At 49.8% G+C, this 26,082-nt stretch carries 27 protein-coding genes and 1 tRNA gene; 20 read left to right on the top strand and 8 right to left on the bottom strand.

The genetic code is table 11. The features are described from left to right. The first annotated feature begins 39 nt into the window (after positions 1–39). The 11 genes from HWQ67_RS00430 (at position 40) to HWQ67_RS00385 (ending at position 9,902) form a co-directional block, all read left to right on the top strand. Positions 40–112, top strand: a tRNA-Ala gene (locus tag HWQ67_RS00430). A 66-nt stretch (positions 113–178) separates the two neighbouring features. Beyond that, positions 179–304 carry a hypothetical protein gene (locus HWQ67_RS19740; RefSeq protein ID WP_255317050.1) on the top strand — a complete coding sequence of 42 codons (126 nt, stop codon included), beginning with the start codon at positions 179–181 and terminating at the stop codon, positions 302–304. A 50-nt stretch (positions 305–354) separates the two neighbouring features. Next, positions 355–786 carry an ATP-binding protein gene (locus HWQ67_RS00425; RefSeq protein ID WP_218250658.1) on the top strand — a complete coding sequence of 144 codons (432 nt, stop codon included), beginning with the start codon at positions 355–357 and terminating at the stop codon, positions 784–786. Positions 787–811: 25 nt separating this feature from the next. After that, positions 812–1,150 (top strand): STAS domain-containing protein, encoded by a 339-nt coding sequence (locus tag HWQ67_RS00420; protein WP_218250657.1) that lies wholly within the window; start codon positions 812–814, stop codon positions 1,148–1,150. A 124-nt stretch (positions 1,151–1,274) separates the two neighbouring features. After that, entirely contained in the window at positions 1,275–3,032 is a 1,758-nt protein-coding gene (locus HWQ67_RS00415; RefSeq protein WP_218250656.1) for a SpoIIE family protein phosphatase, read from the top strand. A gap of 249 nt (positions 3,033–3,281) precedes the next feature. Further along, the gene (locus tag HWQ67_RS00410; RefSeq protein ID WP_218250655.1) at positions 3,282–5,186 is read left to right on the top strand and encodes an HD domain-containing phosphohydrolase; all 1,905 of its coding nucleotides are present in this window, start codon (positions 3,282–3,284) and stop codon (positions 5,184–5,186) included. Next, the gene (locus HWQ67_RS00405; RefSeq protein ID WP_218250654.1) at positions 5,165–6,985 is read left to right on the top strand and encodes a SpoIIE family protein phosphatase; all 1,821 of its coding nucleotides are present in this window, start codon (positions 5,165–5,167) and stop codon (positions 6,983–6,985) included. The genes HWQ67_RS00410 and HWQ67_RS00405 overlap by 22 nt, the downstream gene beginning before the upstream one ends. A 7-nt stretch (positions 6,986–6,992) precedes the next feature. Continuing rightward, positions 6,993–7,553: a SiaB family protein kinase gene (locus HWQ67_RS00400; protein ID WP_218250653.1), complete on the top strand. Its 561-nt coding sequence runs from the start codon at positions 6,993–6,995 to the stop codon at positions 7,551–7,553. Positions 7,554–7,558: 5 nt separating this feature from the next. Further along, on the top strand, positions 7,559–7,939 hold the full coding sequence (locus HWQ67_RS00395; protein WP_218250652.1) for a DUF1987 domain-containing protein: 381 nt from the start codon (positions 7,559–7,561) through the stop codon (positions 7,937–7,939). A gap of 11 nt (positions 7,940–7,950) precedes the next feature. Next, positions 7,951–8,973, top strand: a complete 1,023-nt coding sequence (locus tag HWQ67_RS00390; protein ID WP_218250651.1) for a sensor histidine kinase — start codon at positions 7,951–7,953, stop codon at positions 8,971–8,973. Next, a complete protein-coding gene (locus HWQ67_RS00385; RefSeq protein ID WP_218250650.1) occupies positions 8,973–9,902 on the top strand; it encodes a PhnD/SsuA/transferrin family substrate-binding protein in 930 nt (309 codons plus the stop codon). The genes HWQ67_RS00390 and HWQ67_RS00385 overlap by 1 nt, the downstream gene beginning before the upstream one ends. A gap of 89 nt (positions 9,903–9,991) precedes the next feature. Here the strand turns inward: HWQ67_RS00385 and HWQ67_RS00380 are convergent, their stop codons facing one another. The 4 genes from HWQ67_RS00380 to HWQ67_RS00365 form a co-directional block, all read right to left on the bottom strand. Then, positions 9,992–11,647 (bottom strand): tetratricopeptide repeat protein, encoded by a 1,656-nt coding sequence (locus HWQ67_RS00380; protein ID WP_218250649.1) that lies wholly within the window; start codon positions 11,645–11,647, stop codon positions 9,992–9,994. 67 nt (positions 11,648–11,714) lie between these two features. Next, positions 11,715–13,211 (bottom strand): PAS domain-containing sensor histidine kinase, encoded by a 1,497-nt coding sequence (locus HWQ67_RS00375; protein WP_218250648.1) that lies wholly within the window; start codon positions 13,209–13,211, stop codon positions 11,715–11,717. Between the two features lie 23 nt (positions 13,212–13,234). Next, positions 13,235–13,399, bottom strand: coding sequence for a hypothetical protein (locus HWQ67_RS00370; RefSeq protein WP_218250647.1), 165 nt, complete (start codon positions 13,397–13,399; stop codon positions 13,235–13,237). Positions 13,400–13,411: 12 nt separating this feature from the next. Then, on the bottom strand, positions 13,412–15,829 hold the full coding sequence (locus tag HWQ67_RS00365; protein WP_218250646.1) for an endonuclease MutS2: 2,418 nt from the start codon (positions 15,827–15,829) through the stop codon (positions 13,412–13,414). A 102-nt stretch (positions 15,830–15,931) separates the two neighbouring features. On the opposite strand from HWQ67_RS00365, the gene HWQ67_RS00360 reads away from it, so the two are divergent. Continuing rightward, positions 15,932–16,150, top strand: a complete 219-nt coding sequence (locus tag HWQ67_RS00360) for a tetratricopeptide repeat protein (RefSeq protein WP_218250645.1) — start codon at positions 15,932–15,934, stop codon at positions 16,148–16,150. 332 nt (positions 16,151–16,482) lie between these two features. Here HWQ67_RS00360 and amrS read toward each other — a convergent pair whose 3' ends face one another. Next, entirely contained in the window at positions 16,483–17,535 is a 1,053-nt protein-coding gene (amrS, locus tag HWQ67_RS00355) for an AmmeMemoRadiSam system radical SAM enzyme (protein WP_218250644.1), read from the bottom strand. Between the two features lie 99 nt (positions 17,536–17,634). Between amrS and HWQ67_RS00350 the strand changes: the two genes are divergently transcribed. Further along, on the top strand, positions 17,635–18,498 hold the full coding sequence (locus HWQ67_RS00350; RefSeq protein WP_218250643.1) for a hypothetical protein: 864 nt from the start codon (positions 17,635–17,637) through the stop codon (positions 18,496–18,498). An 18-nt stretch (positions 18,499–18,516) separates the two neighbouring features. Here the strand turns inward: HWQ67_RS00350 and HWQ67_RS00345 are convergent, their stop codons facing one another. The 3 genes from HWQ67_RS00345 to HWQ67_RS00335 are packed head-to-tail and all read right to left on the bottom strand — an operon-like array spanning position 18,517 to position 20,142. After that, entirely contained in the window at positions 18,517–19,164 is a 648-nt protein-coding gene (locus tag HWQ67_RS00345; protein WP_425340688.1) for a protein-L-isoaspartate(D-aspartate) O-methyltransferase, read from the bottom strand. Beyond that, complete coding sequence (gene surE, locus HWQ67_RS00340; protein WP_218250642.1) at positions 19,160–19,930, bottom strand: 5'/3'-nucleotidase SurE; 771 nt, start codon at positions 19,928–19,930, stop codon at positions 19,160–19,162. The genes HWQ67_RS00345 and surE overlap by 5 nt, the downstream gene beginning before the upstream one ends. Next, the gene (locus HWQ67_RS00335) at positions 19,906–20,142 is read right to left on the bottom strand and encodes a hypothetical protein (RefSeq protein ID WP_218250641.1); all 237 of its coding nucleotides are present in this window, start codon (positions 20,140–20,142) and stop codon (positions 19,906–19,908) included. Before HWQ67_RS00335 ends, surE begins: the two co-directional genes overlap by 25 nt. A 309-nt stretch (positions 20,143–20,451) precedes the next feature. On the opposite strand from HWQ67_RS00335, the gene rpmH reads away from it, so the two are divergent. The 7 genes from rpmH to HWQ67_RS00300 all read left to right on the top strand — a co-directional run bounded on the left by rpmH (position 20,452) and on the right by HWQ67_RS00300 (position 25,674). Next, a complete protein-coding gene (gene rpmH, locus HWQ67_RS00330; RefSeq protein ID WP_218250640.1) occupies positions 20,452–20,595 on the top strand; it encodes a 50S ribosomal protein L34 in 144 nt (47 codons plus the stop codon). A 44-nt stretch (positions 20,596–20,639) separates the two neighbouring features. Next, entirely contained in the window at positions 20,640–20,969 is a 330-nt protein-coding gene (rnpA, locus tag HWQ67_RS00325; protein WP_255317048.1) for a ribonuclease P protein component, read from the top strand. A gap of 15 nt (positions 20,970–20,984) precedes the next feature. Next, complete coding sequence (gene yidD, locus HWQ67_RS00320) at positions 20,985–21,194, top strand: membrane protein insertion efficiency factor YidD (RefSeq protein WP_218250639.1); 210 nt, start codon at positions 20,985–20,987, stop codon at positions 21,192–21,194. A 47-nt stretch (positions 21,195–21,241) separates the two neighbouring features. Then, on the top strand, positions 21,242–22,867 hold the full coding sequence (gene yidC / locus HWQ67_RS00315) for a membrane protein insertase YidC (RefSeq protein WP_218250638.1): 1,626 nt from the start codon (positions 21,242–21,244) through the stop codon (positions 22,865–22,867). Positions 22,868–23,137: 270 nt separating this feature from the next. Next, a complete protein-coding gene (tsaB, locus tag HWQ67_RS00310) occupies positions 23,138–23,851 on the top strand; it encodes a tRNA (adenosine(37)-N6)-threonylcarbamoyltransferase complex dimerization subunit type 1 TsaB (protein ID WP_218250637.1) in 714 nt (237 codons plus the stop codon). Beyond that, positions 23,817–24,293: a ribosomal protein S18-alanine N-acetyltransferase gene (rimI, locus tag HWQ67_RS00305; protein ID WP_218250636.1), complete on the top strand. Its 477-nt coding sequence runs from the start codon at positions 23,817–23,819 to the stop codon at positions 24,291–24,293. The genes tsaB and rimI overlap by 35 nt, the downstream gene beginning before the upstream one ends. Next, the gene (locus HWQ67_RS00300; protein WP_218250635.1) at positions 24,283–25,674 is read left to right on the top strand and encodes a sigma-54 dependent transcriptional regulator; all 1,392 of its coding nucleotides are present in this window, start codon (positions 24,283–24,285) and stop codon (positions 25,672–25,674) included. The genes rimI and HWQ67_RS00300 overlap by 11 nt, the downstream gene beginning before the upstream one ends. Positions 25,675–26,082 lie beyond the last annotated feature (408 nt).

The following is a 26,082-nucleotide window of genomic DNA, read 5'->3' as shown; positions in this document are numbered from 1 at the left end:
AAGAGTGTCGGTTACATGATTCCGTGGGCGGTCACTTAAGGGCGGTTAGCTCAGTTGGGAGAGCATCACGTTCGCAACGTGGGGGTCGGGGGTTCGAATCCCCTACCGTCCATTTTAGAGCAACATTATACCCTGTCAGGTATAACAGACGGATAAAAGAAAAAAAAGGACAATAGCTATGAGTAATAAGTCAGAGGATGAGTGCCTGCTTGAAACACTATGCGGACATGCGGCTGTGGCCCTGGATATGACCCGAATGTTACCCTCCAAATGCCTCGTTACGGCCATACCTGACACCACGTAAATGAGTTTCCGCAAGACGCTCCACAGGTTGATGCCATCAGGGTGATGACCATGAAAAAGCTGCCACCCCCAATACACTTCAAACTAACCGTAACAGGCGGACTTGAAAATATACCTGCAATCGTGGACTTCATTGCAGTGTCGGCCCAATCACTTGGTCTGAGTGAAGACGTTGGGTTTGACTCAACATTGGCCGTTGAGGAGGCATGCACAAATATTATCAAATATGCCTATGATACCCCGGAACAAGCGTGGCTGAACCTTGGTGTTGCCGTCACTGACAACAAACTTGTAATCACCATCAGAGATAACGGACGCCCGTTTGACTATGACTCCGTGCCTGCCCCGAACCTTACCGCTAATCTTACAGACAGAAAACCCGGTGGCATGGGAATCTACTTTATAAGACAGGTAATGGATGAGATGCGTTACGAACACAAAAACGGCATTGGGGTGCTGACGTTAACCAAAAAACTAAGTTAAAACAGCAATAAAACATGGAGACGGCATGGAAATCCTGACCCGTAAGAACGGCAACATAACGATTATAGCAATTAACGGCAGACTCGACAGCTCTACCGCACGAGAGTTCACTGGTATAATAGAAACGTGTATTGCCAATGGCGAGCTGCATTTTATAATTAACGTAAGTGGCCTGGTGTTTATATCAAGCGCTGGACTTAACAGCTTTGTCACACTGGCCAAAAAGCTCCAGGAGCAAGGGGGAAAAATCATCTTCGTTGCCATGAACGAACGCATAGAGCGAATATTTAAACTAACCGGCTTTTACAACACCCTCTTTAATGTTTACGACTCCGAGGAGACAGCGTTGAAGGAGCTGCAATAAACTCCTCATGCAGAGGCGCAGTGAGGTCTGATGAAGAATTTATGCACCCGTAGAATTCGCTCCATTGACAACGTGATGCTTGATATGCTAACCTGAACCAAATTGTGGCAAGGAGGTTTGTGCCATGTCTGATGAGTTGGACGACCTGTTTCAGGACAGTAGCAACGGGCAAGATGCACCGTTAACCGGCGCCAGTGCCAGGTGGAAGGTAATGATCGTTGATGACGAGCCGGGGGTACACGAGGTGACGCTGATGATACTGAAGTCGTTTACTATAGAAAACAGAGGGTTGGAGTTCATCAGCGCATATACGGGCAGGGAGGCAATCCATGAGATCACCAAACACCCTGACACCGCCCTGATATTCCTGGACGTGGTTATGGAAAACGACCACGCCGGACTTGACGTCGTCAAATACATAAGGGAAACGCTAAAGAACAGGTTCGTCAGGATAGTCCTGCGCACAGGTCAACCGGGATTGGCCCCGGAAGAATCCATCATAGTGAATTACGATATAAATGATTATAAGGAAAAAAACGAACTCCAAAGACAGAAGTTAATCACCTCCACGGTGGCAGCCATAAGGTCATACCGAGATATCATGACCATAGACGGCAATCTGCGCGCCCTGGAAAAACTGATAGAGTCATCAAAGTCACTCTTTGACGTAAAACTCATAGACAGCTTTTTTTCAGAGGTGCTGGTACAACTAAACTCGATCCTGACCCTGGATACAAACACGGCGGGCGACGCATACTCGCTCATCCTCACCGACAACAAGATAGACAATCTAACGGTCATAAGCGGCGCCGGTGTGTATGAGCAGGCCAAAGGCAAGAGGGTTGCCGAACTCGTCAGCACCGACACCCTTGCGATGCTCAAGAGAGCCTTTGAGGCTGCATCTGCACCAACGACAGCAAAAAAAACCGACATCAATGCCGATTCCAACGACTCTCTCCTTACAGTTGCCCCACCACTGATTACATGCCTAAAGACCGGCGACGAGGTCAGCAACATGTTGTTGATAGAAAACCGCAACGCCATCAGCCAGTGGGACAGAAAGATGATCGACATATTCTGCACCCATGCCTCGATGTACTTCAGCAGCGTCAGGGAACATAAGCTGGAGCAATCCCTGAAGCTCTCCCGTGACATACAGATGAACATGCTGCCTACGAACTTCTCCTGCGTAAAGGACAGATACGGAATCGATCTCTTTGCGTTTCTGCAACCGGCACGGGAGGTCGGCGGGGACCTCTACGACTTCTTCCCGATGGATGACACTCATCTCTGCTTTGCCATCGGCGATGTGTCGGACAAGGGCGTACATGCCGCCCTCATAATGTCTGCGGCCAAGACCACACTCAGGGCCTTTGCCACGCTATATACGTCGCCTGATGAGATCCTCGGGGCGCTCAACAAGGAGCTTTGCGCACAGAATTCCGGCATGTTCGTGACATTCTTCCTCGCAATCATAGACGTCTGCACGGGAGAGGTGACCTTCAGCAATGCCGGACACAATCCCCCATATCTGCTCTACGCCTCCGACAAACCCAAGGAAATGAAGATCAATGCCGATATTCCACTGGGCATTGTGGACGATTTCACATTCACCAAAAACACAATATCCCTCAAAAAGGGCGACGGTATCTTTATATACACCGACGGTATCACTGACGCTATAGATGCAAACCAACAACCATTTGACGCCCCCGCTCTGGAGCGTCTGTTAAGCAACGGCGGCAACGACAGCGCAAATCACCTGGTAGGGCGCATCGTGGATGCCCTGCAAACATTCATTGGAGATGCCCCTCAGTTTGACGACATCACAATGCTGGTATTAAAATACGGGGGAGAGTCTCCTCTTAAAAAAGCATGGTAAAATTAAGATGCACTGTTCATATCAAACCAGCCATTTACGGGGTCAAGGGGACTGGTCCCCTTGCAGGGGGTTCTGAAGGGGGGCGGAGCCGCCCCTTTCTTTCTTGTGCTACCATGAAATATAAAGAAGATACGGGGGAGGGCTGTCCGGACAGGGATAGTGCAGGCTTTGTGAATACTAAATTGTATATATTGCGGGAGGGTTCCCGATTCTTTTATTATGGTGCTTATGGGCTTGTCTAATCAAAGCATGAGGTGGAAGTTTCTGGCTGTTGCTGAGGGGCTTGTTGTAAGCGTTGTGGCAATCTTTACTGCCATCAACATATTCACCCATGCGGCAACCCTGAAAGACGAACTCCACATGCAAAGCGTAACCATAAAAGAGGCCATGAAAGACAGGGCAAATGACCTTGCTGATGCCCTGGATACCATGATTGAAGAGGCGCTGGTTACCGGCGGCATCTCCGGCTTAACCAAGCAAATGGAAAAGTATGTCGAGGCGGGTAAAGACACCGGTGAGCCGGCATATATCATACTGATGGACAATGACTCAACCGCTCTTATTCATACCTTAAGCCCTCAATTGCGTTATACCAAGCTCACCGAACCGGAGGATGCCTTTGCCATCGCCCAGCATAAAAGAACCATTAATGAGTTTGCAAAAAATGGAAATGAATATATGGAGCTTATCGTTGCCGTGCAGTATGCATCCAACCCCTGGGGAGTTTTGCGCATCGGGTATTCAAGCAAGAGACTTAACCAAATGATACAAGACACACAAAATGCTATTAACATCAAAACACGGGAGCTGATCGTACAGTCCATTGTCGTAGCCATTGTATCCGTTATTATAAGCCTTGTTATTGCGTTGATCTTCTCCGGCAAACTTGTAGCCCCCCTGACCAATCTTACCAAAATGGTGGAGGCAATATCAAAAGGCGATTTCTCAGCGGCAGAGCAGATAAGCACCAGCTCAAACGACGAGATTGGCCTCCTTGCCCGCAACTTTGTAGAGATGACCCGTAACATGAAAGCATCACACGAGCAAATTGAACAATACGAAAAGGCGACAGAAAAAGCTATAGAAGAGCCCACCATAGAAGATCCCACAAATGCTGAGACGGAGAAGGTTAAGCCAAAACCAACTCCTGACGTAATCAAATCTGAACATATCCATGCGTTTTTTACCTTTACTGATAACAGCAAGGCATCTGTGGAGGCGAGTGACACCAAAGTCGGCAGTGTAATCTTTGAAGAGAGCGACATTGTCTATGCAAGGGCCGAAAATTTGTTCAAGCATATAGGTAAACAAGTGGACGTCCAGTCAGAGGTTCGCTTCCTGGCTGAGAAGCTGATGCATACATGCTCAATAGATGAGGACATTGCCTTGGGCACATTACTGATAAGGCAAAATACAAGATACACGATCAAACATCCATTGCACACGGCGATAGTGTGTGAGGTTGTAGCCAGGAAACTCGGGTGGTCTGCACAGGATCGTTTATCATTGCTCTCGGCGGCCATTACGATGAATATTACCATAATAGAGCTGCAGGAGATGCTGTATCACCAAAAAACCCCTTTGACTGATAAACAGCGATCAGAGATTCAAGGTCATCCTGTGGAGGCCATGGAATTCTTGAAAAGAAACAATGTTACTGATACCCTGTGGTTGAATGCCGTCCTGCAGCACCATGAAGCCATAGACGGTAAAGGTTATCCCAAAGGACTTACGGGGGAAGATGTGTGTGGGGCTGCCCGCATTATCTATGCGGCTGACCTGTACTGTGCGCAGATAACGGGCCGTAACTATCGCCGCCGACTCTCCCCGGCAGTTGCCATAAGGGATATCGTTATCAACAAGGAGCAAAAGTTCGATGTGAATGTGGCAAATGCCTTTATGGAGAACCTTGGTTTTTATCCTCCCGGTTCGTTTGTGATGCTCAAGAACAATGATATAGCAATAGTGACAAAACGAGGCAAGAAGGCAAATACCCCTATCGTCCACACCGTTGTAAAGGGTGACGGTTCCACTCCATCGACTCCACTGCTGCGCAGCACCAGCATGTACGAATTCTCTGTGACAGGGATTGCGCATAATGTCCCCACTATTAAGGTTAACCGAAATCAACTATGGGGCAACGATGTGTCATAGCAACCCAAGACAACAATGCTAAAGCGTGTTTGATGCTCATGGGATTGTTTTATCACAGCATAAGGTGGAAATTTCTGGCCGTTGCCATAGGTATTGTCGTAAGCGTTGTGGCAATCATGACTGTCATCCACATATCCGCCCAGGAAGCAGCCCTGCAAAACGAAATCAATACATACATTGCAACCATGAAGGGGGCTATGAAAGAGAGGGCTAATGACCTTGCCTCCAGCCTTAAGACTGTGATTGAGGAGGCACTGGTTACATTTAACATATCCGGCATAATCAACCAAATAGACAAGGCCGTCAAGGCGGGGAAAGAGAGCGGTGAACCGGCATATATCATATTGATGGACAACAACTCAACGGCGCTTATTCATACATTAAAGCCTGAACTGAGTCAGACCAGGCTCACTGAAGCAGAGGACATCTTTGCCATTACCCAACATAATAAAACCATTCACGAGTTTACAAAGAACGAGCACGAGTATATGGAGCTTATCGTTCCTGTGGACTTTGCATCCCAGCCCTGGGGAGTTCTGCGCATAGGTTATTCAAACAAGAGGCTTAACCAACTGAGTAAAGATACGCAGAATACTATTAAAGTCAAGACGCATGGCATGATCATACGATCAGTTGTAGGAGCCATTATATTCATTGTGGTAAGTGCAATTATTGTGTGGCTCACCTCCGGCGCTATTACGGATCCACTGATCAACCTTACCAAAACGGCAGAGGATATAGCAAAAGGGGATTTTTCGGCGGCAGACCGGATAACTGCCGGCCTCGGTAACCCTAAAGGGCGATTCCAGGCAAAGGACGAGGTTGGCATCCTTGCCCGCACCTTTGTCGAAATGACCCATAACCTGAGGTTGTCACACGAACAGCTTGAACAATACAGCAGGACACTCGAAGGCCGGGTAGAAAAACGTACACGGGAACTCCACGAAATCAACGAACGCCTCCAAAACGAACGCAATCGCCTTGAGATAGCACACAAAAAGATCACGGACTCTATCGAGTACGCCTCCATGATACAAAACTCCTTACTGCCGGAGGACTCCTCCATTGCCGCATACTTTAGCCAACACCTCGTCATCTGGCAACCCAAGGACGTCGTTGGAGGTGACATCTACATAATCGACCAGCTTAGTGAACAGGACGAGTGTATCGTCTCCGTGATAGACTGTACGGGGCATGGTGTGCCAGGGGCCTTTGTCACGATGCTGGTAAGAACCATCTGGTCTAACGTAGTAGACACGATACTGTCCAGGGATAACGGCATTGCCCCCGGGCAGATACTCTCCATGCTTAACAAATATATCCGTGATCTGCTAAAACAGGACATATTTGAAAACCCCGGTGACGTTAAAGAGCGATACCGACAGAGCAATGTTGGTTTTGATGGTGGCGTGTTGTACCTCAATCGCAAAGACGGCATCGTACGCTATGCAGGGGCCAACGTCCCTCTCTTTGTGTGCAAGCAGGGGCATGTCGATATTATCAAGGGAGACAGACAAAGCGTAGGGTACAAGAACTCCAATCCAGACTATATCTATCGCGATATCGAGCTTAATATTGCCCGGGGCGACAGCTTCTACATCACTACCGATGGCTACCTCGACCAAAACGGTGGCGATAAGGACCTGCCTTTTGGCAAAAAACGCTTTGTCTCAATAGTTGAAAACAACTGGCATAGACCAATGTCAGAGCAAAGGGAGGTGCTCTTAGACCAGCTCTGTTCTTATCAGGGGCAATCTGACCGCAACGATGATATAACCATAGTTGGACTTACGATATGAGGATAACATGATAGACAAAATCCGATTTATAAAGCAACAGTTTGATGAAGAAGGTATAATAGTCAGTCTCAGCGGGATACTGTCTCATTCGATCATAGCCGGCGTTGCCGAGGCCGTTGGAGAGAGTCTCGAAAAACTTGAGATAAACAACAAACTTGTTAACAATGTCTTCTCTATATTTATAGAGATGGCCCAGAATCTCATAACCTACGTTACAGACAGAGGCGATTACATCAGCAGTGTTTATAAGGACTCAGGGATCATCCTGGTAGGATACGACAAGAAGGAGAACAGGTATTTCGTTGCCAGTGGCAATACCATACTGGCAAGCGATAAGGCCAGGATACACGATAAGGTGGGAAAGATTATCGCCATGGACAGCGGAGCACTCAAAGAGTACTATCGCACACTGCGTAAATCCGGACAAGATGCACACAGTAAGGGGGCCGGCCTTGGCTTTATCGAAATGCAGCGTAAGGCCTCTGCTCCACTTCAGTACCGTATAGATGACATTAGTGAAACGGAAGCCTTTTTTTCGATAAAGGCAGAATTATGGGAGGTAAAATAAATCTTATGGATAACCTGTACATAGAGGCCACCAAGGTCTCTCCACGAATATCGTTTGATGTCGGCAGGGCTGTTATGGAGATCAACGGAAAGTCCTATCCTGAAAACACATTTGACTTCTACGGTCCCGTGATGGCCTGGTTGAAGTCATACTTTGAGCAGCCACCAACTACAAAGACGGTATTTAACCTCACGATAACCTATTTTAACAGCAGCAGTTCCAAACTCCTGTACGACATGTTCGACCTGTTGGAGGAGGCACAGGACAGCGGGCATGAGATAGAGATAAACTGGATACATGACAAGGAAAACGAAAGTGCAGAGGAATCAGGCATGGATTTCAAGGAGGATTTCGAATCCTTGCGTTTTAATCTGGTTGTAACATAATATACAGCGTCATGGCAGACAAAGACAAGCTAATCCGCAAGGCCGAAGAAATTACCAAAGACGATACCAGTCCCCCCGAGGTAAAGGAGGTCGTGGCAAAATTGTTGAAGTATTATGAAAAAACAGCCCATCGCCTTGACAGGATTACAAAGATCAGCGACCGCCAGCAACGTGAGGTACTCGAGGTCAACGAAAAACTCAATCAGGCCTATGAAGAGCTCAAGCGGAGTCAGGAAAAACTGGTGCAGGCCGAAAAGATGGCATCATTAGGGCAACTTGTTGCTGGCGTTGCACATGAGATAAACACCCCCGTTGGTATCGCCGTAAGTGCCGCATCGCAACTACAGTACCTGACAAAGACCATCGCAACAAATATCGCCAACAAAACCGCAAAAAAGGACGACCTCTTCCAGTATATGAGCAACGCCGAAGAATCAAGCCAACTGATCCTTGTCAACCTCCAGCGCACCAGCGATCTCGTAAGGAGTTTCAAAATGGTCTCCGCCGACCAGACCTCACACGAAAGAAGGAGGTTTAAGGTCAAAGACTACGTCGAAAGCGTCATCATGAGCCTAAGCCCCAAGCTCAAATTGACCTCCATAAAGGTGGAGATAAAATGCCCCCCCGACATCGAAATGGACAGTTATCCCGGGGCGCTCGCTCAGGTGCTGACAAACTTTACAATAAATGCCCTCATGCACGCCTACGACGATGACGCCGTGGGAATCATCCTGATAAATATCTACAGCGATGATACTTTCATTGTCATCAATTTCACGGACGATGGCAAGGGCATTGCTCCGGAAAACATGCCTAAAATATACGACCCCTTCTTTACCACAAACAGGGGAGGGGGAGGAACAGGGCTTGGTCTGCACATAACCTACAACATGGTAAATCAGACGCTCAATGGCACAATTGAGTGTCAAAGCACTCTGGGCAAAGGCACTACCTTTATCGTAAGAATCCCCGTGGATAAAAACGATGACAATGACAAAGGGGACGGCTCCGTCCCGCCCCCCTTGAACCCATAATGCTTGTGGCGACTGTCAGCAACCACGTCTATCCGTTCCCTGCAATTGCAGCAAGGGTGTACGGGAGCCGTACCCTCTTGTGGGGTAGGTCCAAGGAGGGCATAGAGCCGCTCTGTTTCTTCCTGATGTCTTTGTGTTTGGTTCTTATGCTGCTACTTGTCAACCCTGCTGGTGCAAATGGGGCCGTTATATATTTTTACAGCCCCGAGCTTAACGTCGATAGCTTTAGCTCCTTAAAGGGTGCCTTTGACAACTATCTTTCCCGTTTTGGTGACTATCAGTTTCAGCCCTTCAAGGACAAGGAGACATTTGAGCGCCATGTCAATGCCCAAACCGTGGGGCAACAAGGTCAAAAAAACAATGACAACATCTTTCTGGTATCCAGTTGGTACTACCTGATGATCAAGGACAGTGCCAAGGTGCGTCCTGTAATGGTGGGGCTGTCCAATGGTAGGGCGGTGCAGAAGCTGGTACTGGTGGCAAGCAAAAAAGTTGGATCGCTTAACAAGCTCCAGGGTGGCAAGTTAGCCGCCTCCGGAACCCAGGAACATAATCGCAATGTCCTGCGCCAGATACTTGGCAATAAGAAGGACATATCAGATACTGTCAGCATACTCACAGTGCCAAAGGATATAGATGCCCTCATGTCGTTAGGATTTGGTCTGGTTGACTATGCCGTTACCACCGATAACAGCCTCGAAAAGCTATCGGCCATAAACCAGGAACTCTATAAAACCATAACCACATTACTTCAGAGTAGTGATATAATGCTTCCCGTGATACTAATACCAAACAAGTCCGACAGTGACACGCTGCTTACGGTCCTCGAAAAGATGGGCAAAGAGCCGGAAGGAGCAAAGATATTGAAGATGCTGGGCCTTGATAAACTCAGGAGACTCAGTCCAGCGGAAATAAAGACGCTTGAATAAACATATCCAACCACTTATCGTTTTGACATGACATTATAAGTACATGGTCAAAAGCTTTTATATAAAACTCAGGATTAAATATTATGGGGTCAAGGGGACTTCTTCGTGGCCGGGGCGCCTCGCCCCTCCCCTTGCGGGGGGTTCTGAAGGGGGGCGGAGCCGCCCCTTTCTTTCTTTGCCTTTGCCTTTTCTTCATACGCCAGGCCGATGTAATAGCGGGCTGTGGTATTGGAAGGCTGAACGTTCAAGGCTTGGTTGTAGTGTTCTATGGCCTTGTCGTAGTCGGCCCTGATCAGATAGACGTTACCGAGGTTGATCTGCGCCAGGACGTAATCAGACCGTATCGCTACCGCCCTTGAGAACTGCACAAACGCCTCGTCATAGCGCTCCAGCTTAAATAAGGCCACACCGTAATTGTTGTGTGCCAGATAGTTGTCCTGCGTTACGTCGGCGGCGTGTCCAAAGAGGGTCAGGTCGTTTTTCCAGTAACCAACCACCCGCCATGTCACAGGCACCAGGGCGATCAATGCAACAACCACGCAGGAGACAACAACAGTCCGCCACTGCGGCCACCGTATGACGACATCCCTTGCCCCCCAGGCGATAATCACGTACAACCCGATGAAGGAGATATACGAATACCTGTCAGCCATTGCCTGTCCACCGGACTGGATGATCCCTATGTTTGGCAGCAGGGTGCAGAAAAACCAGAACCAGCCGGTTATCAGATACGGCAACCGCCTGCCAAACCATAACACCAATCCCGTCAGCAGAACCAACACCACGGCAGATAACACAACAGAGGTCATGTCAAACCCGCTTGGAAATGGATAATACACGGCCAGACCGGACGGCCACAACAGCTTGCCGATGTACCTGACGTAGGACATTGCGCTGTTGTATAGCCTGTACTTTAGTTCCAGCGTCTCCAGGGACATGGTGAAGCCACCGGTTTTCTGAGAGATGTAGGTCCAGAGGCTTATAACGAAGGAAAAAAACACAAGCGGCAACTTCTCTGCCACCATGCCCACTAAGTCTCTGTATGAACGGAGGCGGTTTAACGGCCACCAATCCAGCAGCAAGAGCGCCACGGGGATAGCCACAAAGGTTGGCTTGGCCATGTAGCCACAAAACGCCACCACTATCAGGGCAATGTACCTGTTTAGCGAGCGACTCTCCACATACCAGCCATAGGCCCAGACGGTCAGAAACCACCAGAACCCAAGCAGCAGATTCTTCCTCTCCGATGCCCACGCCACAGACTCCACGGCCAACGGATGCAGGGTAAACACTCCGGTCACAATCAACGCAGGCCACCTCTGACCGGTTACCCTGACAAGGGCAAAAAATAACACAACGGTATTTACGACATGCAGCAGGACGCTGGTTAAGTGATGTCCCCAGGGGTCTGTCCCGTACAACTGACAATCGAGCATGTGGGAGAGCCAGACCAAGGGCATCCAGTTTATGTTGTGCGTCTGCGTAAATGCCCACCTGATGCCCTCGAGGGAAAGGCCGCCTTTTACGGCATCATTTCCCGTTATATGCAGGCCGTCATCGTAGGAGATAAAGGTATGTCCCAGGGTCTGCCAGTAGATTATCAGGACGAATGCGCATATAGCAAAAACGATAATATAGGGTAACCGTTCTCTGTATGAAGAAAGAAAGAAAGGGGCGGCTCCGCCCCCCTTCAGAACCCCCCGCAAGGGAACCAGTCCCCTTGACCCCATAATTCTTAACTCCAAATATGTGCCTACTTCATCACAGAAATATTTACAGTAACAAAACTTTTACCATGTTTTTTAGAGGATACTAGAAAACCATTTTGTATTTCGTGCCATTGTCGGTGTCTACATCGAGCGTACCTTTGAGCTTTCTCGTAATCAGGTCATGTACCAGGCGCAGACCTAACGACTTTGTGTTACGAAAATCTATGCCATTTTTCACGCCAACGCCGTCGTCGCTGATCATAAGCACGTATTTGCTATCGGCATTCTTGTAGAACACGATCCGTATCTTTCCGGCCTTGGAATTTTGAAAGGCATACTTCAGGGCATTTGATATAAGCTCGTTGATTACCAGCCCACAGGGGATCGCTATGTCGATGTCAATGGTCTGGATGTCAATCTCAAGCAGCAGCTCCACCTTGTAGGTGTTGTCGCTGTAGGAGTTTACTAGTTCGTAGGTCAGGTCCTGGATGTATTCATAGAAGTTAAGCTCCGACATACAGGCGGATTGATACAGCTTTTCGTGTATCAGGGCCATTGCCCTGACCCGATTCTGGATGTCCTTAAACATCCCAAGCATGTCCTTGTCGGTGAGCTTCTCCGATTGGAGACTCAACAGGCTGTTGATAATCTGGAGATTGTTCTTTACCCTGTGGTGAACCTCCTTCAGAAGCATGTTGAGGTCCTTTATCTTTGTATCAAACATCTCCTGATGCTGTCTGCTCCTGACGATCTCCAGTTGCAGGTCATCATTGGTCTTTAACAGGAGACTGCGCTCTTTGATCTTATCCTGCAGGGTCTCCTTATATGTACAGACCTCCACCTCCAGCTTCTTGCATGAGGTTATGTCCTGACATGTCATAAAGATCGCAATGGGCTCTCCATTGTCATTTCTTACAATATCGGAGTTCAATACCACGGAAACGGATACCTTGTCTTTCCTCTTGCTGATTAATTCGATGTCTTTTGTCACGAAGTTATTCTGTGCGGCAACTATGAACAAGGCGTAAAAGACATCCGTAACCCCCTTGCCGCTCAACTCCTTGACGCTATATCCGTGTATCGCAGCCATGGCAGGGTTCACATAGAGTATCGAACCATTCATGTCGGTAACGCAGAGGCCCAGAGACATTGTCTCCGTTACCTTTCTGAGCGTCGTAAGGTTCTGTTTGAGCTTGAAGTCTATGGTCTCCCGGATGACCATCACAGTCTGTACCTTGCCGCCAACCCTGATGGCCGATATGTTGAGACGGCAAAACACCTCCTGCCTGTCCTTACCGAAGGCCATTATATAAAAAGGAGTTCCAATTCCACAGGTTTCGTCGTCTCTTAAGGCGCATAGGTTCTTTATTAACGTTTGATGAAACTGCTCTGCTATCAGGGTGTCAAGCATGTTCTTGCCAAGTATGTCTTGTGGTGTGTAATTAAACGTTGTTTGAGCTGTTTTATTCCAGGAGGTAACGTTGTACTCCTCGTCCATCATGATTATGGCATCGTTGGTCGTGTCGCTTATGACTCGTAAGAGGGTTTCCCCCTCTTGCGGACTATAACCTGCTCCGTGTAATGTCTCTCCCGCTTCCATTTCTTCCTCCTAAAGCCTTGTCTCTACTGGCTGCCCGTTACTTTTTTGATGAACCGCTCGGCAGCATCCATCACCAGCTTTACATCCAGGTAGATGTGGTCCTCAGTATCGGCGTTTTTCAGTATCGCCCTTGCGTTTTCCAGATACCAGATACCCTCGCCGTCTTTTATAATACTCTTCTTAGGCATCTTGCTGATCTCCTATAGAGTTACAATTGTCACGGCCTCGCCGCCTTCATCGTTGTTGCCCTTCCTGTAGCCCTTGACCAGCGGATGGTCCTTGAGGTACTCCCTGACGGCGCCGGCCAGACGACCCGTGCTCACCCCGTGTATGATCTTGACACGTTCAAGGTCGTTAATGGCCGCATCGTTGAGATAACGCTCGAGGATTGACATGGCGGGGTCTACCCGCTGACCGATCAGGTTCAACTCCCGTGGCATATCCATTGACTTGTCTATGTCGGGGGCATTTTGCCTGCCCTGCTTAAGCGACGTCTCTGAACCAAACGGCTTGCCCTCACACTCCAGGAGTTCGGTAAAGGGCACCTCCACCTCCCGGCCATTTATCAGCACCGTGCAACGCGACTTTCTCTCATTTACGGAGAGTATGATCCCCTCCACATCAAACCCCCGCAGGAGCACTCGCTGACCATGCTGAGGTTTCTGGATATCCTTGTGTTTTTCCTTTTGCAGCGTCTTGCGACTCTCCCGCAGTTTGGCGATACGCTTGTCGATGTTGATGACCATGCCCTTGACCCTCTGGGTGTCGGAGTGTTGCAGCAACAACAGTATCTCCTTGGCCTCAGCCTTCAACCCCTGTAGTATCTCCTCGGCCTTGCGATAGGTATCGGCAAGGGCTTCCTCGTTTGCACTGCGGGTTCTGTCCAGTTCCCCTACGAGGTCGTCGCGCAGTCTCATGGCATCTTGTTTGATCTCCTCTGCATCGGAGAGTGTCTTTCTATTTTCCTTGAGCATCCTCTTGAGGTCTGTGATGAGGTACTCCATTTTTCTATCCGAGTCGGTCATGAATTCCCTGGCCTGCTGTATGAGAGCGGGGGGCAGACCACAGTTGGCGGCTATCTCAAAGGCATGTGAGCGTCCAAACTCACCTATTGTCAGGCTGTATGTGGGTCTGAACACCGTGGCAGTACCATTATGCACTACCTCTATCTCCATTGAACCAAAGGTGATATCTTCCTCGGTGTATGCAAAGAGCTTAAGCAGTCCCAGGTGGGTTGTGATTACAGACAGCATCCCACGCTCTGTCAGTGCCCTGAGTATGGCGCTGCCCAGCGAACCGCCCTCATCGGGGTCAGTACCCGAACCAAGCTCGTCGAGCAGGACGAGGGAGTTGGCGTCGCTCTTGCGCAGGATGTCCGCTATATGATACATGTGTCCCGAAAACGTTGACAGGTTGTCCTCGATGGACTGCTCATCGCCGATGTCCACAAATATCTTGCTGACAAACGGGATGGTTGTCCCCGATGCCGCCGGTATGTGCATCCCCGACAGGGCCATCAGGTGCAACACGCCAATGGTCTTGAGGGCAACGGTCTTGCCGCCGGCGTTGGAACCGGTTATAAGCATCGAACTGTACTTCTGGCCAAGGACGAAGTCAAGGGGGACCAGTTTTGCCTCCTGGTTGGTTTTTTTGAGGCGCTTCCAGAGCACCGGATGGCGGCCCTTGTTTATTCTGATAAAGCGTTCTTCGTTGATCTCCGGTGGTGTCATACGCATGGAGTCGGAAAAGACTGCCACGGCAACAACGGCATCTATATGTATGATCGTCAGGTAGTCCTGTTCTATTTCGGAGAGGTTGTCTCTGAGCAGGGTGCAGAGGCGCTTGAGCACCTTGAACTCCTCTATTTTTTCCTCTGCCCTGAGGGACTCTATTTCGTTGCCCAGGGGTTGACTTTCGTATGGTTCGATAAAGAGGGTTTCCCCCGTCTTTGAGATGTCATGCACCACGCCCTGGAGTTGTCCTCGGGAGTCCTTTTTCAGCGGGATGACCCACCGCCCATTGCGTTCGGTTATGAAATCGTCCTGGATGTGTGAGGCAAGCTCCTTGCGCTTGAGCAGACGCTCCAGGATACCCTTGACCCTGTTGGCACACGAGACGAGCTTCCTTCTGACGGTGGCAAGTTCCGGTGATGCCTCATCGGTGATGTGTCCATCCAAGTCTATGGATGTCTCTATGATGCGCCGGAGATTAGGGTGTGTTGTCAGCCCAGATACTATCGACTGGATCATTGGCCAGGACTTTTCCGTGTGCAGACGTCTGAGGTTAATGGCCGAGTCAAACAGCGGCAGGAACTGGCGTAACTGTATGGGTTCCAAGATGGCATCTTCGGGCTTGAGCATGGCGAAGTGTTCGGTCAGGTTATCGAACGGTTCTATACCCGGTTGCTTTCTCTCAGAGAGCAAGTCCCGCCACTGGCTTATGAATTTGATATAGAGTCTTACGTCGTTGATATCTTCCAGGGGGCTGATGCGCCCCACCAGGGCCTTGCCCTCTGTCGATACGGCAAATACAGCGGCCATCTCCAGTATTTTGCCAAACTCCAATACCCGCATCGTGTTGTCTTCGATGCCCTGTATGTTTCTATCGTCTGTTGTCATAACTTTCTATTGTTCGTTGTCGGTAACAAAATTATTTACACTTTATGTTATCTTATTATATACGTTATGATGATAAAAATTATAGGGGGTGGTTATATAAAAATGAAGAGGTTGGTAGTTTTATTAGCCGTGGTGATCGTGTTGTTGCTACCGGGATGTGCGGGCAAGAAGGACAAGGAACTGTTTGAGACCGCACAGTTTGAGGAAAAGCAGAATAATCGGGAGCATGCGCGGCAATTGTACGAAGAGATAGTAACAAAGTTCCCTGATTCAGAGTATGCCACAAAGGCCAGAGAGAGGCTTTCGGAGATCAAGAAGTAATAGCTATTTAACGGAAGTTCCAGAACTTTCACGGTAAAAGAGTGCTATAGAAGGTTGAAGATATTGGTAATACGCAAAAAAGCAGTAAAAATTTCGTGCCTGCATTTTACTTGTGGCATAAATCTTTCAGGCGTTGTTTGGTAGGCTAACACCTAACGCACCAAGCATTGTTTGCGTATCCTCACCAAGAGTTGGAATTCTCTTTACCGTTTTTCCAGCAAGAGATATTTCGTATCCTCTTTAAAAAGCTTATGGTATAGGGGCAGCAGAAGCTCTCAAAAAAACTGGAGGCTCCAACAGGCAACTAAAACTCCCTGCCAATGCCTGCCCCGCTACCAGACGCCGTCTATCCTGGTGGAACACACCGGGCAGCGACCGGTGCCATCCTCAGCCCTAAGTAAGATATCTTCACTGACGAAAAACCCCTGCCTCTTGATCAAGGACGTCTTGCAGGAAGGACACCAGGTGTCCTCGGCTCCTTCGCTGTAGGCATTGCCCTGATATACGTACCTTAAACCGGCATCCAGGCCAATCTGCCTTGCCGTTGCCAGGGTTTCGGCGGATGTCCACGGCTTGTCCATCATCTTGTAGGTTGGATGAAACCTCGTTACGTGCCAGGGGATTGACGAACTCACCGAGGCGATGAACTCCGCTATCGACTTCAACACAGACTCCGAGTCGTTGTGTCCGGGAATCACCAGCGTTGTAACCTCAACCCATACGCCCCCCTCTGCCATCTGCCTAATGGTGTCCTTTACAGGCTCAACCCGCCCGCCGCAGACCTTCCTGTAAAACTCGTCGTTGCCCTTGAGGTCGATGTTGTTGGCGTCGAGATGTGGAATCAGAGTCTGCGCACTCTCGGGTGTCATGAAGCCGTTGCTTACAAAGACGTTTTTAAGCCCCTTCTCCCTGGCCAGTTTTGCGCAGTCAAGAGCAAACTCGAAAAAAATCGTTGGCTCCGAGTACGTGTATGATATGCTCTTGCACCCGGTACTGAGTGCGGCACCAACCACGTCTTGGGGAGAGGAGTACTTGCCGGTTACGATGATCGTGAAGTCTTCCCTGAAACTACTTGGATACTGAGAGAGGTCGGAGTTCTGGCAGTGCAGACATCGGAAGTTGCATCCCACCGTGGCGATGGAAAGGGTACTGGAGGCGGGATGAAAGTGATAGAGCGGTTTTTTTTCGATGGGGTCGATGTGTGCAGTGGCGAGCTTGCCGTAGACGAGGCTGTAGAGCGTTGACTGGCGATTCTCCCTGACTCCGCACAACCCACGCCTGCCCTGGGCAATAACACACCTGTGGGCACATAACAAACACTCCACCCTGCCGTCAGGCAAATTGTTATATAAGTAAGCCTCTTTCATCTCCGTCTCTACATTCATACCATATATTAGCATACCACTTACATGTAATACAATAAAATAACTGTTGCCAAACCACCGAGGAATATGATAGCATAGGGTTGAAGAAGGATAATAAGAATGCAAGTGTTGATAGAGAAAAGGCTTGACAGATTGGAACGTCTGCTTGAGGAGACTGTCCAACTGAATAACTCGATAGCTCAAGAGCTGAGAGCGGCGATAAGTGGGTTGGCTGCTCAGAATGCCGAAAGAGACCGGCAAGACGCCGAAAGAGAACGTCTGAATCTCGAAAGAGACCGACAAAACGCCGAAAGAGAACGTCTGAATCTCGAAAGAGACCAACAGAATCTCGAAAGAGACCGACTGAATGTCGAAAGAGACAGGGAAAATGCCAAAAGAGACAGGGAAAATGCCGAAAAAGCCCAACGGGACAAGGAAGAAAATGACGCATTTCACCGGGAAATGAGGGCAAAAGAACTTGAGCTAAGTGCCCAGTTAAGCCAAATGTCCAAGGACTTTCAAAGGGAGTTAAACCAAACAATAGGCAATGTTGCTAATAGACTAGGCACTATTGTTGAAGATATAATCGCACCTGGTGTGGCTCCGGTTATTAGAAAATACTTCAACTGCGAACCTGTTGATATCCGTCCAAGAACCAAAAAGAGAAAGAACGGCCATACCTGCGAGGTTGACCTGTTACTCATCTGTCCGGATATGGTCTTCATGATAGAGGTCAAGGCCACCCCAAGGACGGAAGACGTCAAGAATATACTGGCAAAGGCAAATCGATTGACAAGCTACTTCCCCGAGTGCTCCGGTATGCCAGTCATTCCCTTTCTGGGCAGCATAGTCATTGATGATCATGTCATCAATTATGCAAGCAAGAAAGGACTCTACACGATTGCCTTCAGGGATTGGTTGTATCTCGACATTCTCAACTTCGAGGAAACCAACAAGGTAAACACCGCAACAAACCAATCGTAAAGCCTGAAGTTCCGCCTCTCACTCCTGCCAGCCGTACTGTCCGATAAGCGGTACAAATACGCACAATACATGAAGCTCCTTTGTGAAGTCTTTACCTGATTTTTTGAGCTTTAATAACTGCTGCGTATGACGCTGTCCAACCGGAGCGAGGGCAATGCCGCCATCAGCCAGTTGCTCAATAAGCGGCTGTGGAATGTCCGGTGCGGCAGCCGTTATCAGTATGCGGTCAAAGGGCGCCTCCTCGGTCCAACCAAGGGTGCCGTCTGCCGTCCTGAATCTGATGTTGCTGTATCCCAGGTCGTGCAATCTGCCCCGTGCCCGCTGCGTGTGGGAGTCGATCCGCTCAATCGTGCAGACCTCCCTTGCAAGCTCCGCAAGGATGGCGCTTTGATACCCCGAGCCGGTGCCAATCTCAAGCACCTTCAGTGTAGAGTTAAGCTCCAGCAGCTCCGTCATAACCGCCACCATATAGGGCTGAGATATCGTCTGCCCCATACCTATATCCAGGGCCATGTCGTGGTATGCCCGTTCAACGATGTCGTCTCCGACAAACATGTGTCTCGGTACCCTGGAGATGGCCTCAAGGACACGGGCATCCTTTACCCCGCGTGGCATGATCTGGGTATCAACCATGGCCCTGCGTCTGTCGTCAAATGAGGTACTAATCAAAGACCTCCCTCCACTGCCTTCTGAGACAGTCCAGCGCCTCGTAGTTGGTCAGGTCCAGGTGTATGGGGGTAATGGAGATATAGCCGGATTCCACGGCCAGGTAATCGGTGTTGATGTCGTCCTCCCAGGAGGGCGTGCCGCCACCGATCCAGTAGTGCCTGCGTCCCCAGGGGTCAAACGTCTCATGGATGGAGCCAATGTAGAGCCTCTTGCCCTGCTTGGTGAACTTGACCCCTTTGATATCGGCCTCCGGCAAATTGGGAAGGTTCACGTTTAAGAGCGTGTCCTTTGGCAGCCCCTTGTCAAGGATTATTCGGGCAAGTTTGCCGGCAAAAGAGGCGGCTGTGTCAAAGTGATATCCACCGCTTCCCACCATCGATATGGCAAAGGATGTAACACCCATGATCGTCCCCTCAATGGCCGCCGAAACCGTGCCGGAGTAGGTTATGTCATCGCCCAGGTTGCCCCCCATGTTTATGCCCGATACCAGGAGTGCCGCCGGCCTGTCTACCACCTTCTGAACCGCAATGGCCACACAGTCAGTAGGGGTGCCATTTACACAGTAGATGTCCTGCTCCACTTCGCTAACCCGCAGTGGTCTGTGCATGGTCAATGAGTGACTGGTAGCGCTCCTCTCCCTGTCGGGGGCCACAATGATCGACTCGGCTATCTCCTTCATAGCCCGATGAAGGGCCACTATCCCCGGTGAACTTACACCATCGTCGTTGGTGACAAGGATCAGCGGTGTTGTTGACTTATCCATAGTTGCCTCCGATGAACCAAACGCAGGTCTGCCCCGCCCTCAACCAGGTGTGTGGCAAAGCAGCGCCGCAACGTATGAGGGAAAAGTTCAACACCACCTGCCTTGACCCCATCTGTCAATCCTAATCTTAATATGCCCACGTACTTATGTCTCTGTCCATTCTTTACGATACCATAGATGAATTTGTTAAGTACAGTTGGCTGACGCATCATAAAAAGTGCTGCGTATATAATCTATAACCTAATTTATCACTGGCTCTTTCTCAAAGTGAGTGGGTAGGATTAGCAATCCCGCCTATGGTAAGGCTTGACATGTTCCATTTAATATCTGCTGTTTTTGAGGGGAAGCATATAAAGGGTAAGGCGGTAGGTTGCACTACCCGCTCCCGTTTGTCGCTAGTCTTAAGTTGAGTTATCCATAATGAAATAAGAAGGAACCAAAAAAAACTTGACAAAATATAAAGATAACTGATAATATAATTCTTTAGTAAAAATAAACTTAATCAGAAGGAAAGAAGACATATGGGTGGAGCTTATACAACGTATCATCCGCACAAGATCAAGAGAAGGCGAAAGCATGGCTTCCTGAAGCGGATGAGTACCAGGGCCGGGCAAAAGATCATTAAAAGGAGACGGGCAAAGGGACGCAGGGTTTTGGCAGTATAAAAAAAGGGTATGAGTTTAAGAAGGTTTTTTCTGTTGGCAGGCACTTGGCCAGTAAGAGCTTTAAGCTATGCTATCTGAGCGTTGATACATACCACTGGAGGCTTGGACTGGCCGTTAGTAAACGCATAGGCAACGCCGTTGTGCGTAACAAGGTCAAGCGCCGGTTGCGTGAAGCATTTAGAAGGGAACTAATCAGCTACCTGGCAGCGATGGCAGGAGAAACGGCAGGGTCCTCTGGAAACCTAAATAATGGATGTGACGTGGTTTTTGTGGCACGGCAGGGGATAAGTGATATCGCTTACGCTGACCTGTGCAGAGAGGTGGCCGTCTTCTTTGGCAGACTTGCAGGCAGGCAGAGATATCGCAAGAACTGATGGCGGGGCTTATTTATGAAAAGATTACTGATACTTATGGTACAAAGTTACAAGTACCTCATCTCCCCGCTGTTTCCTCAAAGCTGCCGGTTTGAGCCAAGCTGCTCGACCTATGCCATCGGGGCAATAGAGAAGTTTGGAGCCCTAAAGGGTTCCGCAAAGGCGGCGTACAGGATCGTGCGTTGCAATCCCTTTAATAGCGGCGGGTACGACCCCCCCTGTTGAGAGCGAACTAAAATAATTGAAACGATGAAAGAGCGAAACATTTTAATATGGAAAGAAGAGCGTTAATTGCAGTAGCATTGTCGGTGTTTGTGCTGATAGTATTTCAGTTCATCTATGTAAACCCACGCATTAAGAAGATGCCGCCTCCCCCTCAGAGACAGGCCGCCAAAAATGACAAGACTCCCTCCCCGGCTACGCCTTCCCCCACTACCGCGGCAGGGACAACCACCCCCACAACTCAATCATCTCCGTCAACGTCCCCAACCACCCCCGTGGTGTCGGAAGAGGAGAAATTACTCACTGTGCAATCACAACTGTACACGGTCGTGCTGTCTTCAAGGGGTGGGGTGATCAAGTCGCTTAAATTAAAAGACTACAAAGAAAGTACCAATAAAGAAATATTCCTCTTTAAGACCGATGCCCTTGTCCCCGCCATGACACTTGGTACCAGGGAGCAAGGCGCATCGACATCCGCCATCAATCCAATCACGTTGCTGCCGTTTGGCTTTACAACAACCTCAGAGGGCGGCATAATCAACGCAACCGATACAAAAACAGTGGTCTTTGAGTTTGCAAAGGACAACAGGCACATCAGGCGAACATATACGTTTCATGGCAATAGCTACAAGATAGACCTCAAGGATGAGGTCAACGGTCTTGACCCCTATTACATAACGCTGGGCAGCGACTTCTACGACGACAGCGCCGTCAGCTACGGCGCACACCTCGGCCCGGTGATCCTGCAGGACATGGACAGGATCGAAATCAATGCGGACAAGAAAATGGACGCAGCCCTGCCATACACCGGTAACATAAAGTGGATCGCCACTGAAAACAAGTACTTCGTTGGCGCCATAGTGCCGCTGACTCGCCCGGTGGAATCGCTGATATGGAAAAAAGACGAAAAAATGCTTGTCGGCATCAAAGGCTCTCAGGCCGTCAACGAGTATCTGCTCTACGCCGGCCCCAAGAAGTTTGACATCCTCAAGACCCTCAACGTATCCCTTGAGCACGTGGTGGACTTCGGTTTCTTTTCGTTCATAGCGAGGCCGCTGTTCTGGGCGCTCTTGTATATTGACGGCTTTGTCGGCAACTACGGCTGGTCTATCATCCTGCTGACCCTGCTCATACGAATCCCCTTTCTACCGCTGATAAGCAAGGGGCAGAGGTCTATGAAAAAACTGCAAAAAATTCAGCCCCTTATGAACGACCTCCGGGAACGAAACAAAAAAGACCCCCAAAAAATGCAACGAGAAATAATGGAACTCTACAAAAAACACAAGGTCAACCCAATGGGAGGCTGTCTGCCAATCCTGATCCAGATACCGGTGTTCTTTGCCCTATACAAGGTGCTGTTGGTGGCAATTGAGCTAAGAGGGGCACCGTTTATGTTCTGGGTGCATGACCTCTCCTCCAAAGACCCTTACTACATCCTGCCCATCATCATGGGTATTACAATGCTTATACAGCAGAAGATGACCCCCACAACTATGGACCCCTTGCAAAACAAAATAATGATGTTTATGCCTGTTGTCTTTACATTCATGTTTCTGAGCTTCCCCTCCGGTCTGGTCCTCTACTGGCTTGTCAGCAACATACTTAGCATTATACAGCAATTTTACATAAATAAGACTCCCGACCAACAACCACCTGCCCTGCTTAGTCCAAGCTAAACAGGAGAGCAGAAACATGCATAACAATAGTTCACCCCTAAGAAATAAGGAAGGCGGTTTGTGGCAGAGGCGGGTGCGACAATTGAGCCAGGGGCGGCTCGCCCCCCGCTGCGAGAAAATCGTGCCTCACCCCCTCCGCCCCTCCCTCCGCCCCACCCCGCAAGGGGGCCAGCCCCCTTTTATGCCGGGGGGCGCTGACCCCTTGACCCCTTCCTGTTTGTCATAGCTACTTATGCTCACTTACTTAGCAGAACCCTGCCTTTTTTCTTTATGAAAATTCTATCGCTCGATACATCGGCTGAGGTGGGGGGTGCCGCACTCGTTGACTCGGAGAGGGGGCTTGCGGGTGAGGTTGTAATCAGTCTGCATGGTAAGAAACAGACCTTTTCGGAGCGACTTATGCCCTCTATCGACTTCCTTTTAGGCTCCGCAGGATGGCATGTCAGTGATATTGACGCATTTGCGCTGACCGTGGGGCCGGGGTCGTTTACAGGGCTGCGGGTTGGCATGAGCACAATAAAGGGGCTTGCCTTTGCAACCGGTAAGCCTGTTGTGGCGATACCCACCTTTGAGGCGCTGTCGTACAATCACCTCTACTGTGCCTATCCCGTGTGTGCCATCCTTGATGCCCGAAAGAGCGAGGTCTATGCAACCGTGTTTCAGTGGGACAACGACCGCCTTTGCACACTCCTCGATACGGATATCTATGGTATAAACGAACTCTTCGGTAGCCTCCCCCCCGGAAAGATCGTCTTTACCGGTGGGGCAATTGTCTCCTGTCGGGATGTCATACGCAGTCACCTGGGTGACAACGCCATCCTGTCCCGTGCCTACGTCGCACCCATAAACGTTGGATTGCTGGCTCTGGAGAGGTTAAAGACCGGGGATGTCTGTCGTATCGACCAATTAAGCCCCATTTACCTCAAAAAATCACAGGCAGAGGAACGCTATGGATGTAACAATCCGCAGGATGACAACGGATGACCTGGCGGCAGTCCTCCGCATAGAAGAGCGGGGATTTAGCAGTCCGTGGAGCCGGAGGTCGTTTGTGTATGAACTGGACAGTGGCATTGCCATCTGCCTTGTTGCCTCCCGTGCGGATAAAGTTATCGGCTATGTATGTACACAGGCGTTGTTTGGCGAGGCATATATCTTAAAGCTGGCCGTGCATGATAAGTTCAGACGCCAAAACGTGGGCGCCTTGCTAATTGGTAACACCCTGGAGGTATTGCACGGTCTGTCCTGCGAAAGGGTTCTGCTTGAGGTGAGAAGATCAAACGAACCTGCCCTGAGATTATACGAATGCTTTGGATTTAAACGCCTCTCCGTGCGAAACGGATACTATGCAGACCCCACAGAGGATGCCATCACCATGGTCCTCCGAACCAACCCGTCAGAGAATATCCGCAGATGCAATGAACGCTAAAGAAGATGCACCTGACTTAGAGGGGATAACGTTGCTCATTGTTGATGATGCCCCTGCCTCCCTGGCAGCCATAGAGAGGCATTTTATGCAGTCAGGGGGGATGACCTACAGGGTCTGCAACGTGCAAGAGGCGCTGGGTATAGTCTCCGCAATACACGTAGACGTAGTCCTTGCCATTGCGCACCAGGGACATGCCAACTGGAGGGCGCTTGTGGAGGGTTTTAAAAACACCAATCCGGCGGGCATTTTCTACTATATGGGCGGGCATCACCTGGAGACACCCATTGAGGTGTTCAGCGCCGGTGTTGAAGACTACCTCGACAGCGATATAGCCCCCGAGCGATTTGTCCGGATGGTGGAGATGCGTCTTGGCAGGAGCCCGGGCAAGAGCACCGCCCTAACCCTCGTAGACCCCATCGTGAGCAGACTTCGCCCCTATTTTCGGTTTCGCTCACCGGCCATGTATCGGGCGCTTGAGAATCTGCCCGCAATGGCGGCCTCAAATCAGACGATACTTATCTCCGGGCAAACGGGAACCGGTAAGGAGATGGTTGCCCGTGCCGTGCATGTCCTGAGCAAGCGGGCGGATGGTCCGTTTGTGGCCGTCAACTGTGGGGCAATCCCCGAGGGACTTATCGAGGACGAGCTTTTTGGGCACGAAAAGGGCGCCTTTACCGGGGCGCTTCGCATGCGCAGGGGGAAGTTTGAGGAGGCCGATGGCGGCACCCTCTTGCTCGATGAGATCGGGGATATGCCTCTGGTGTTGCAGGTGCGGCTGCTGAGGGTGCTGGAGGACAATTGCTTTTACAGGGTCGGGGGGGACGTCCCCGTGTCCTTTAACGTGCGCATCATTGCGGCAACCCGCAGGGAGCTTGAAAAGGCCGTTGAAGAGGGGGTCTTTCGGGATGACCTGTACTATCGCCTGAACATCCTGCGCATACACCTGCCACCATTGAGTCAGCGCCCCGAAGACATTGCCTATCTGGCATTCTTTTTCCTTGCCAGGGCATTTACCGAAATGAACCTTGCCCCGCCCTATCCTGCCCTGTCCGCTGCCACCATTGACCTCATCGAGCGTCTGTCCTGGAAGGGCAATGTCCGTGAACTACGAAATGTCATGACGCGTGTTGCCATCCTCCTGCCACCGGATGTCAAACTGATCCTGCCCCAGCACGTGCTGCCGCACATCGAGGAAAAAGAGCGTCCCGTCTTCCATGACAAGACCGCTTCAGGCATCTTTATCCCCCTGGGCACCCCCATGCGACAGGTCGAGGAGATCGTTATCGCAGAGACCCTCAAGGCCGTCGGCGGCAACCGCTCAAAGGCAGCCAGACTCCTCAAAATCGGTCTGCGCACCCTCCGCAGAAGACTCAAAGAATGAATTAAGGTTGAGCCTTTTATGGGGTCAAGGGGGCTGGCCCCCTTGCAGGGGGTTCTAAAGGGGGGCGGAGCCGCCCCTTTCTCTTTCTTTTCTCTTACCTTGACAATGTCACATTACAAATTCTGCAATTAACAGATGTCTGAACCACGATTTTAATGGATTAAGAGATTATCAGGATTTATGCTAAAGAAGGCAATATTCTTTTCCTGTAAATCCTTTAATCTGTGTAATCCTGGTTCAGACAATCCCTGATGTTTGCTTAAATGTGACATTGTCAAATTACGGTCAAATGCGATTTGCCTCTTGACAAATGTCTCCTGTACCAGTACACGCTATGGTTGTGCCGCTTGCGTTGTAGCATGCTGTCTGCCCTGTAGACCGAATATACGATGTCCCACGAACCGGCCA

Source organism: Candidatus Magnetobacterium casense (assembly GCF_019173545.1).
In the GTDB taxonomy this organism is placed as follows: Bacteria; Nitrospirota; Thermodesulfovibrionia; order Thermodesulfovibrionales; family Magnetobacteriaceae; genus Magnetobacterium; species Magnetobacterium cryptolimnobacter.
Note: the sequence above shows the minus strand (reverse complement) of the source record. Positions and strands in the feature narration are given on the sequence as shown.

What these genes read in the sequence shown, in the direction of transcription:
- tsaB (WP_218250637.1), top strand. Translation starts at nt 23,138, where the DNA reads ATGAAAATTCTATCGCTCGATACATCGGCTGAGGTGGGGGGTGCCGCA.
- HWQ67_RS00390 (WP_218250651.1), top strand. Translation starts at nt 7,951, where the DNA reads ATGGCAGACAAAGACAAGCTAATCCGCAAGGCCGAAGAAATTACCAAA.
- HWQ67_RS00415 (WP_218250656.1), top strand. Translation starts at nt 1,275, where the DNA reads ATGTCTGATGAGTTGGACGACCTGTTTCAGGACAGTAGCAACGGGCAA.
- HWQ67_RS00400 (WP_218250653.1), top strand. Translation starts at nt 6,993, where the DNA reads ATGATAGACAAAATCCGATTTATAAAGCAACAGTTTGATGAAGAAGGT.
- HWQ67_RS00375 (WP_218250648.1), bottom strand. Translation starts at nt 13,211, where the DNA reads ATGGAAGCGGGAGAGACATTACACGGAGCAGGTTATAGTCCGCAAGAG.
- HWQ67_RS00385 (WP_218250650.1), top strand. Translation starts at nt 8,973, where the DNA reads ATGCTTGTGGCGACTGTCAGCAACCACGTCTATCCGTTCCCTGCAATT.
- HWQ67_RS19740 (WP_255317050.1), top strand. Translation starts at nt 179, where the DNA reads ATGAGTAATAAGTCAGAGGATGAGTGCCTGCTTGAAACACTATGCGGA.
- rimI (WP_218250636.1), top strand. Translation starts at nt 23,817, where the DNA reads ATGGATGTAACAATCCGCAGGATGACAACGGATGACCTGGCGGCAGTC.
- HWQ67_RS00335 (WP_218250641.1), bottom strand. Translation starts at nt 20,142, where the DNA reads ATGATGCGTCAGCCAACTGTACTTAACAAATTCATCTATGGTATCGTA.
- HWQ67_RS00360 (WP_218250645.1), top strand. Translation starts at nt 15,932, where the DNA reads ATGAAGAGGTTGGTAGTTTTATTAGCCGTGGTGATCGTGTTGTTGCTA.
- yidC (WP_218250638.1), top strand. Translation starts at nt 21,242, where the DNA reads ATGGAAAGAAGAGCGTTAATTGCAGTAGCATTGTCGGTGTTTGTGCTG.
- yidD (WP_218250639.1), top strand. Translation starts at nt 20,985, where the DNA reads ATGAAAAGATTACTGATACTTATGGTACAAAGTTACAAGTACCTCATC.
- surE (WP_218250642.1), bottom strand. Translation starts at nt 19,930, where the DNA reads ATGGATAAGTCAACAACACCGCTGATCCTTGTCACCAACGACGATGGT.
- HWQ67_RS00410 (WP_218250655.1), top strand. Translation starts at nt 3,282, where the DNA reads ATGAGGTGGAAGTTTCTGGCTGTTGCTGAGGGGCTTGTTGTAAGCGTT.
- HWQ67_RS00425 (WP_218250658.1), top strand. Translation starts at nt 355, where the DNA reads ATGAAAAAGCTGCCACCCCCAATACACTTCAAACTAACCGTAACAGGC.
- amrS (WP_218250644.1), bottom strand. Translation starts at nt 17,535, where the DNA reads ATGAATGTAGAGACGGAGATGAAAGAGGCTTACTTATATAACAATTTG.
- HWQ67_RS00300 (WP_218250635.1), top strand. Translation starts at nt 24,283, where the DNA reads ATGAACGCTAAAGAAGATGCACCTGACTTAGAGGGGATAACGTTGCTC.
- HWQ67_RS00350 (WP_218250643.1), top strand. Translation starts at nt 17,635, where the DNA reads ATGCAAGTGTTGATAGAGAAAAGGCTTGACAGATTGGAACGTCTGCTT.
- HWQ67_RS00420 (WP_218250657.1), top strand. Translation starts at nt 812, where the DNA reads ATGGAAATCCTGACCCGTAAGAACGGCAACATAACGATTATAGCAATT.
- HWQ67_RS00395 (WP_218250652.1), top strand. Translation starts at nt 7,559, where the DNA reads ATGGATAACCTGTACATAGAGGCCACCAAGGTCTCTCCACGAATATCG.
- HWQ67_RS00365 (WP_218250646.1), bottom strand. Translation starts at nt 15,829, where the DNA reads ATGACAACAGACGATAGAAACATACAGGGCATCGAAGACAACACGATG.
- HWQ67_RS00405 (WP_218250654.1), top strand. Translation starts at nt 5,165, where the DNA reads ATGGGGCAACGATGTGTCATAGCAACCCAAGACAACAATGCTAAAGCG.
- rpmH (WP_218250640.1), top strand. Translation starts at nt 20,452, where the DNA reads ATGGGTGGAGCTTATACAACGTATCATCCGCACAAGATCAAGAGAAGG.
- HWQ67_RS00370 (WP_218250647.1), bottom strand. Translation starts at nt 13,399, where the DNA reads ATGCCTAAGAAGAGTATTATAAAAGACGGCGAGGGTATCTGGTATCTG.